This is a genomic window from Pseudomonas sp., from assembly GCF_049645325.1.
Lineage (GTDB): Bacteria > Pseudomonadota > Gammaproteobacteria > Pseudomonadales > Pseudomonadaceae > Aquipseudomonas.
In genome coordinates this window covers 1-7,120 of the sequence record NZ_JBARTQ010000688.1, presented here as the reverse complement: position 1 = coordinate 7,120, position 7,120 = coordinate 1, and the positions used below count along the sequence as shown (strand labels likewise).

Sequence of the window (7,120 nt, the reverse complement as noted above, 5' to 3'; positions counted from 1 at the left end):
ATCGCAGGCAAGCCAGCTCCCACTGGGAACATAGCGGCAGGTAGAGGTGGGTTACTTGGGATACAACGGCGGCAAGCTGGTGGTGTCGGTGGCCGGGTCTTGCTCGCGCTCGGCGACCGGGATGGCTTTGACCGCGCGCCACAGGTCTTCGCCCAGCCAGAAATGCCCGCCCTCACTGTAAAGCGCGCCGTTGAGCCCATCCAGGGCGTCCGACAGCGGCACAAACCGCGCGGCCATGTCTGCCAGGGTTTCCGGCTGTTGCCGCGCCCAGGCATCCAGCGCCTGGCGCGTGGCTTGGGGGTCGTTGGCCTGGGTGGCGCGCTTGAGGTCGTCGAGCAAGGAACGCGGGCTTGGGCCGGTTTGCGCGGCGCGTTGCACGGCCGGTTGGCGGCGCGCTCGCCACCACAGGCCGAAGCCGAGCAGCGTGGTGCAGGCGAGGATCAGCGTGCTCAGTTGCCACAGCCACAGGCGGTCATCGTCCGGCGCGGTAATCACGGTGGGCGTGGCGGGCGCATCCACCACCAGGCTTGGGTTGATGGCCACTTGCAGCGTGCGGGCGGGCAGGGTGGTGCGTTCGAGGTGATCTTCGTGGGTGTTCCACCACACCACCTCCACCGCAGGCAATTCCACTGCGCCTGCGCGGGTGGGCACCAGGGCTTCGCGGTCTTCGCGGCTGCCGATCAGGCCACGGTCGTTGTTCTGGTTGCCGAGCACCGGTTGGTCGGGGTAGCGGCGCAGGCCGTTGATGTCGGTGCTGGGCAGCGCCGGCAATTGCGCGCTGGAGAGGCCCTCGGCCTTGACAGTCAGGCTGCGGGTCAGGGAATCGCCGACCTGCACATGGTCGGGCTCGGGGTTCCAGGCCTCGTTGAGCGTCAGGCTGCGCGCCGGTATCCACGGGGCGTCGGCGGGATAGAGCGCGGGCTTGGGCTTGACCGTCAGCGGCAGTTCGGCGGAGCTCACGTGGATCAGCTTTCCCGGCTTGGTGCCTTGCAGCGTGTTTTCCTGCGGCGGGCGGGATTCCACCAGGGTCGCGCTGAAGGTCTGCGCCGGGATCACCAGTGCGCCGCTGTGCTGCGGGTAGATCGCATAACGCGTTTCGATCACGCCATGGCGGATGCTGTTGATGACCTTCTCGTAAGTGCGCGATTCGCCCAATTGCTCGATGCGCGCATCAGGAATCTGCAGCGGCGTGAGGCTGCTGTCGTCGTACAGCGACACCGAGTGGTACACGCGCACGGTCAACAATGCCTGGGCCTGGACGTACACGCTGTTCTGGTCGAGGCTGGTTTCGACGAACACCGGCGCCAGTTCGGCGCTGGTGTTCTGGCTTGCGGTCTCGACCACTTGCAGGCTGATCGGCTGGGTCTTGAGCTCGCCCACTTGCAGCGGCGGAATCACCACGGTGCCGTTTTCCTTGGGCAGCAGGGTGATGATCCAGCGTGTGGTGGCGTGGTTGTCGCCGCCCAGCGTGGTGAGCTGGTTGATCTGGCGGGTGCCGCTGACTTCAAACTGCGCATCCAGGGGCGCCAGGTCAGGTTTGCCGAACTGCGTTACGTCGCTGGACTCGACCGTCAGCTCTACCGTTTCCCCGGAATTGAGGCGGCTGCGGTCGACGCTGGCGACCAGGTTCGCCGCCTGGGCGTGGCCTGCCGATAACGCGAGCAGAAGCAGAAGGGTGGTGCGGCGGCTCATCGAGTCTTGTCCTGATGTTGTTGCTGTTCGTACCAGAATTTACGCCGCAGCAGCTCGCCGGGGTTGTCCGGGATCTCCCGCAGCCATTGCTCCAGCGCCTGGCGGTGTTCGCCGTCGAGGCTGGCGTCAGCGGGGCGCAGCGGCGGCGTGGTGGTTTTTTCGTCACCCAACTCGCTGCCCGGGACTTCGTTACCACCCGTAGGCGGCGTAGCGCCGGTTTGGGTGTCGCCAGTGCCGGCTTGACCCTGCCCCTGTTCAGACTGTTCGCCACCGGTATGACTTTGCCCACTCGCTCCCGGTTGCGCAGTTTGGCCGGGTTGGGTGGTTTCGTCATCCTCGTTTTTGACCGGCTTGGGCGGCTCTGGCTGGGCCTTTTCCTGCATCAAACGCTCCACGAGCGCCTTGTTTTTCAAGGCCGGTTGCAGGTCGGGCTGGGCTTCCAGGGCCTGTTCGTATGCATCGACGGCTGCCTCCAGTTCACCTGACTTGGCCAAGGCATTACCGCGATTGTAATGGGAATAGGCGTCGTTGCCCTGGGCAAAGCGCTTGATGGCTTCGGCATAATTGCCAGCCTCATACAGCGCCACGCCTTGCCATTGCGGGTTCTCGAAATGTTCGGCGGCCTCGGCCGGGCGTTTGTGCTTGAGCAGGTATTGGCCTTGCTGGTCGGGGCGCAGCCACAGGTCTTGAAGCCCAAAGGCATAGCTGGGTTGCGGCGCGCCCAGCAATAACAGCGGCAGGCAGAACAGCCAGCCACGCCGCCCGGCTGCTGCTGCCAGCAGTAACAGGGGCAGCAGCAGCCAGTAGCCCTGATCGGCCCAGGTGTCGAGGTGCAGCAGTTGGCCGTCATTGCGCAGGGTTTGCGGGCCGTCGAGCAGGTTGAGTTGGCGCAGGTCCTTGTCATCCAGGCGCGCGGCACGGTAGCGGCCGCCCATTTCGCTGGCGAAGGCCTTGAGGGTCGGGCCGTCGAGGCGCGGAATAAGGATCGCGCCTTGTTCATCCTTGAGGAACTCGCCACTTTCCTGGGTTACCGGCGTGCCTTCGCGGCTGCCGATGCCGAGGATCGACAGGCTCGGCGCCTGGGCACCTTGCAGTTGCAACCGAATGCCCTGGCGTTCCTGTTTTGACAGCGAGGAGCCAACCAGCAGCAGGCGCCCCTGGCCGAGACCGCCTTGCTTGAGCAGGCCCAAGGCTTTCTCGACGGCCAAGTCGGCGCGATGGCCGGGCTCGGGCATGATCGAGGGCCGCAACGCTTCGAGCAGGTTGCGGCTGGTGGCCAAATCGTCAGACAGCGGCACCAGCGTGTGAGCGCTACCGGCATACACGACAATCGCGGTCGGCGCGTTATCCCGCGCTTGCAGCAGGTCGTAGAGCTTGCGCCGCGCCTGCTCCAGGCGGTTGGGCGGGCTGTCGGTGGCGAGCATTTCCGGGGTCAGCTCCAGCAACACCACCACCGGGTCGGCCGGTTTCTGGCTGGACTGTTCAACCCGTTGCCAGCTGGGGCCCAGCAGCGCCAGCACCGCCAGCAGCCAGGCAATGCCCAGCACCACCCACGGTGATTTACTTTCGCGGCCGCTGCCACCACTGAGCAGCACCGCATGAAAGGCCGGCGGCAGGATCATCTGCCAACGCCCGGCGCGCTTTTGCCGGTGCCACAACTGCCACAGCAACCAGCCGAGCAGCGGCAGCAGCAACAGCCACCAGGGGCGGAACCAATGGGGCCACAGGTCGATCATCGACGCCTCCTTAAACGCAGGCGTTTGAGGCGTTGGCGCCATTCGGGGTGCTGTTGCAGGAAAATTCCCTTGGTCGACAGCTTGTTGAACGCGCGTTGCAAGGCGTTGTTGGGCCAGCGTTCCTGGATCACCAACAGCATGCTGAGGATCAGGGCCAGGGCCAATGGCGCGCTGTACAACGCCTGGGCCGGGCGCGCCTGGGTGGGCTGTTGCGCTACGGGCTCGAGCTGGTCGAGGGTTTGCTTGATCTTTTGCAGCTCGTCGCCGTCGCGCGCTCGGAAATAACGCCCGCCCGTGGCCTCGGCGATGGCTTTGAGGGCCGGTTCGTCGAGGTCCAGGCTCGGGTTCACGCCGAGGATGCCCAGGGAGCCGGTTTGTTCGGGGTCGGCGCCGATGCCGATCGGGTAGATCTTCACGCCTTCTTCGGCGGCGAGGCGCGCGGCGGTCAGCGGCTCGATCTGCCCGGCGTTGTTGGCGCCGTCGGTGACCAGGATCAACACGCGGCTTTGCGCCGGGCGCTGGCGCAGGCGCTTGAGCGCGAGGCCGATGGCATCGCCAATGGCGGTGTTTTTGCCAGCGATGCCGATGCGCGCTTCATCCAGCCAGGTGCGCACGGTGCGCCGGTCGAAGGTCAGCGGTGCTTGCAGGTAAGCCTGGCTGCCGAAGAGGATCAGGCCGACGCGGTCGCCTTCGCGGCTTTCCAGGAAGTCGCCGAGCAAGTGTTGGACCAGGCTCAGGCGGCTGACGTCGTCGTCCTGCCAGTGCATGTCGGGGAAATCCATGGAGCCGGAGACGTCCACCGCCACCAGCAGGTCGCGGCCACTGGCGGCGATCGGCAAGGGTTCACCGAGCCATTCGGGGCGTGCGGCGGCGGTCAACAGCAGCAGCCACATCACTACGAACGGCGCTTGCTGGCGCCAGCCGGGCAGGTTGACCCGTGCGCGGCGGCGGGCCAGGCCTTCGAGGTCGGCGAGGTAGCTGACTTTCAATGCCGGCTCGCCGCTGTCGGCCACCGGCAGCACAAGGCGCATCAGCCAGGGCAATGGCAGCAGGGCGAAGATCCACGGCCAGGCGAACTCAAACATGTTTGCGAATCCAGGTGTCGACGGCTTGGGTCAGGCCAGCGATGGCCTTGTCGTCGAGTTTGCATTCGGGCTTGTAGGCACCTTCCACCAGCACCATCCAGCGTGTGAGGCCGGCCGCCGGGCAACGGTTGTCGAGGAACGCCAGCCATTTGCGGCCGTTGAGGGTGTGGCTTTGACTGTAAGGGTAGTCGTTGCGGCACAGGCGTTTGAGCAGGCCGTTGAGTTGTTGCAACCAGGCACCGGCGGGGGCGCCGTCGTAGGGTTTGGGCATCAGCGCCAGTTCAGCCAGGGCGGCGATGCGCAACGGGTCGAGCGGCTGCTCGGCACGGGCCACCGGGCGGCGGGCGGGCAGGAAGCGGCGCAGCGACCACAGCCCCCAACCGATCAGCGGAATCACCAGCAGCAACAGCCACCAACCCGGCGCGGGCGGCCAGAAACCAATCGACGGCGGGGCGATCAGGGGCTGCAGTTGGTCGAGGCTGCTCATTGCTTTTTAACCGGGCGTTGCGGGTTGAGGTATTCACGCAGTTGCTCAACCATTTCGCCTTGGGTGCTCAGCGGCATCAATAAAATCCGCAGTTTTTGCGCCAGCAGTTCCCAACGGGCAATGCGCGCTTCGGCCTGGGCCTTGTAGGCTTGGCGCAAGTCGTAGTTCAGCGTGTCGAGCTCCAACTGCGCGCCGCGTTCGGCGAAACGCAGGAGCCCGGCAGCGGGCAGGGCGTGGTCGAGGGGGTCGGAGATCGGCAGCAACAGCAGGTCGCAATGGCGCGACAGCAAGCTCAGTTGTTGCTCGGCGCCTTCGGTGAGGGCGCGTTCATCGCAGATCACGATCACCAGGCTGCCCGGGCGCAGCACTTCGCGGCCACGGCGCAGGGCCATGCCGAGGGCATCCGCCTCGGGGCGGCTGTCGGTGTTCAGGCTCTGGTTGACCCGCACCAGTCGGTTCAGCAGTTGCAGCAGGCTTTGTTTGCTGCGCCGGGGTTTGATTTCGTAGTGCTCGCTGTCGCCAAACACCAGCCCGCCGACGCGGTCGTTATGCCCCAGCGCCGCCCAGCCGATGAGGCTGGCGGCTTGCGCGGCGAGCACCGACTTGAACATTCGGCCGGAGCCGAAAAACAACCGGCAGCTTTGCTCGACCATGATGAAAATCGGCCGTTCGCGCTCTTCGTGGAACAGTTTGGTGTGCGGCTCCTGGGTGCGCGCCGTGACGCGCCAGTCGATGGTGCGCACATCGTCGCCGGCCTGGTACACGCGCACCTGGTCGAAGTCGACGCCGCGCCCGCGCAGCTTCGAGTGGTGCAGGCCGATCAGCGGGCTGCGCTGGCTCGGCGTGGAAAACAGCTGCACTTCGCGCACGCGGTGACGCATCTCAATCAGTTCGCTGAGCGTGACGCGGATTCCATCGCTGGCGTTCATGGGGTTCAAGCGACGGCAACGACGTCGAGAATGCGTTGCACCACACGGTCCTGGTCAATGCCGGCCGCTTCGGCCTCGAACGACAGAATGATGCGGTGGCGCAGCACGTCAAACAGCACCGCCTGGATGTCTTCCGGGCTGACGAAGTCGCGACCGGCCAGCCAGGCGTGGGCGCGGGCGCAGCGGTCGAGGGCAATGGAGCCGCGCGGGCTGGCGCCGTAGGCAATCCATTCGGCCATTTCCGGGTCGAATTTGGCCGGGGTGCGCGTGGCCATGACCAGTTGCACGAGGTATTCCTCCACCGCATCGGCCATGTACAGGCCGAGGATTTCCTTGCGCGCGGCGAAAATCGCCTGTTGGCTGACGCGGCGCTCGGGCTTGGTTTCGCCATTGAGGGCTTCGCCACGGGCTTGCTGCAGGATGCGACGCTCGACGGCGGCGTCCGGAAAACCGATTTTGACGTGCATCAGGAAGCGGTCGAGCTGGGCTTCGGGCAACGGGTAGGTGCCTTCCTGCTCGATCGGGTTTTGCGTGGCCATCACCAGAAACAGCGGTGAAAGGTCGTAGGTGCTGCGGCCCACGCTGACCTGGCGCTCGGCCATCGCCTCGAGCAAGGCTGACTGCACCTTGGCCGGGGCACGGTTGATTTCGTCGGCCAACACCAGGTTGTGGAAGATCGGGCCTTGCTGGAACACAAAACTGCCAGTTTCCGGGCGATAGATCTCGGTGCCGGTGATGTCGGCGGGCAGCAGGTCGGGGGTGAACTGAATACGATGGAACTGCGCTTCGATGCCTTCGGCCAACTCTTTGATGGCCTTGGTCTTGGCCAGGCCCGGGGCGCCTTCTACCAACATGTGGCCGTCAGCCAGCAGCGCGATCAGCAGGCGATCGATGAGTTTTTCCTGGCCGAGAATCTGCGTAGAGAGAAAGGTTCGCAGCGCAAGCAGCGCTTCACGATGTTCCATCGATGACGGTTCCTGGAGAAGATGAGCCTGGGCGTCGAGAAAAACGCCGGGCCTGGGGGGCTTACTTTAATGCATCGCAGGGTGTGGCGACTAACGGCGCGCGGGCTATTTTAAGGAAAACTTGTAGGATTTTTGTGTGTTGAGCACAAATTGAGGTGGTCGCGACGGCTTCCTGTGGTGAGCAGGCTTGCCCTGCGTTGGGCTGCGAAGCGGCCCCAGTCAGGAC

6 protein-coding genes are annotated in these 7,120 nt (G+C 65.2%); all 6 read right to left on the bottom strand.

Features of this window, described 5'->3' with window-relative positions; genetic code table 11:
• Positions 1-51 precede the first annotated feature (51 nt).
• From WBB95_RS29295 to WBB95_RS29270, 6 genes are read right to left on the bottom strand one after another with little or no spacing between them, the layout of a single operon-like run.
• Positions 52-1,692 (bottom strand): BatD family protein, encoded by a 1,641-nt coding sequence (locus WBB95_RS29295; protein ID WP_424490761.1) that lies wholly within the window; start codon positions 1,690-1,692, stop codon positions 52-54.
• A complete protein-coding gene (locus tag WBB95_RS29290; RefSeq protein WP_424490760.1) occupies positions 1,689-3,428 on the bottom strand; it encodes a tetratricopeptide repeat protein in 1,740 nt (579 codons plus the stop codon). Before WBB95_RS29290 ends, WBB95_RS29295 begins: the two co-directional genes overlap by 4 nt.
• The gene (locus WBB95_RS29285) at positions 3,425-4,513 is read right to left on the bottom strand and encodes a vWA domain-containing protein (protein WP_424490759.1); all 1,089 of its coding nucleotides are present in this window, start codon (positions 4,511-4,513) and stop codon (positions 3,425-3,427) included. Before WBB95_RS29285 ends, WBB95_RS29290 begins: the two co-directional genes overlap by 4 nt.
• A complete protein-coding gene (locus tag WBB95_RS29280) occupies positions 4,506-5,000 on the bottom strand; it encodes a DUF4381 domain-containing protein (RefSeq protein ID WP_424490758.1) in 495 nt (164 codons plus the stop codon). The genes WBB95_RS29285 and WBB95_RS29280 overlap by 8 nt, the downstream gene beginning before the upstream one ends.
• Positions 4,997-5,929, bottom strand: coding sequence for a DUF58 domain-containing protein (locus WBB95_RS29275; RefSeq protein ID WP_424490757.1), 933 nt, complete (start codon positions 5,927-5,929; stop codon positions 4,997-4,999). The genes WBB95_RS29280 and WBB95_RS29275 overlap by 4 nt, the downstream gene beginning before the upstream one ends.
• Before the next feature lie 5 nt (positions 5,930-5,934).
• Positions 5,935-6,894 carry an AAA family ATPase gene (locus WBB95_RS29270; protein WP_003174327.1) on the bottom strand — a complete coding sequence of 320 codons (960 nt, stop codon included), beginning with the start codon at positions 6,892-6,894 and terminating at the stop codon, positions 5,935-5,937.
• Positions 6,895-7,120 lie beyond the last annotated feature (226 nt).

What these genes read in the sequence shown, in the direction of transcription:
- WBB95_RS29270 (WP_003174327.1), bottom strand. Translation starts at nt 6,894, where the DNA reads ATGGAACATCGTGAAGCGCTGCTTGCGCTGCGAACCTTTCTCTCTACG.
- WBB95_RS29275 (WP_424490757.1), bottom strand. Translation starts at nt 5,929, where the DNA reads ATGAACGCCAGCGATGGAATCCGCGTCACGCTCAGCGAACTGATTGAG.
- WBB95_RS29295 (WP_424490761.1), bottom strand. Translation starts at nt 1,692, where the DNA reads ATGAGCCGCCGCACCACCCTTCTGCTTCTGCTCGCGTTATCGGCAGGC.
- WBB95_RS29290 (WP_424490760.1), bottom strand. Translation starts at nt 3,428, where the DNA reads ATGATCGACCTGTGGCCCCATTGGTTCCGCCCCTGGTGGCTGTTGCTG.
- WBB95_RS29285 (WP_424490759.1), bottom strand. Translation starts at nt 4,513, where the DNA reads ATGTTTGAGTTCGCCTGGCCGTGGATCTTCGCCCTGCTGCCATTGCCC.
- WBB95_RS29280 (WP_424490758.1), bottom strand. Translation starts at nt 5,000, where the DNA reads ATGAGCAGCCTCGACCAACTGCAGCCCCTGATCGCCCCGCCGTCGATT.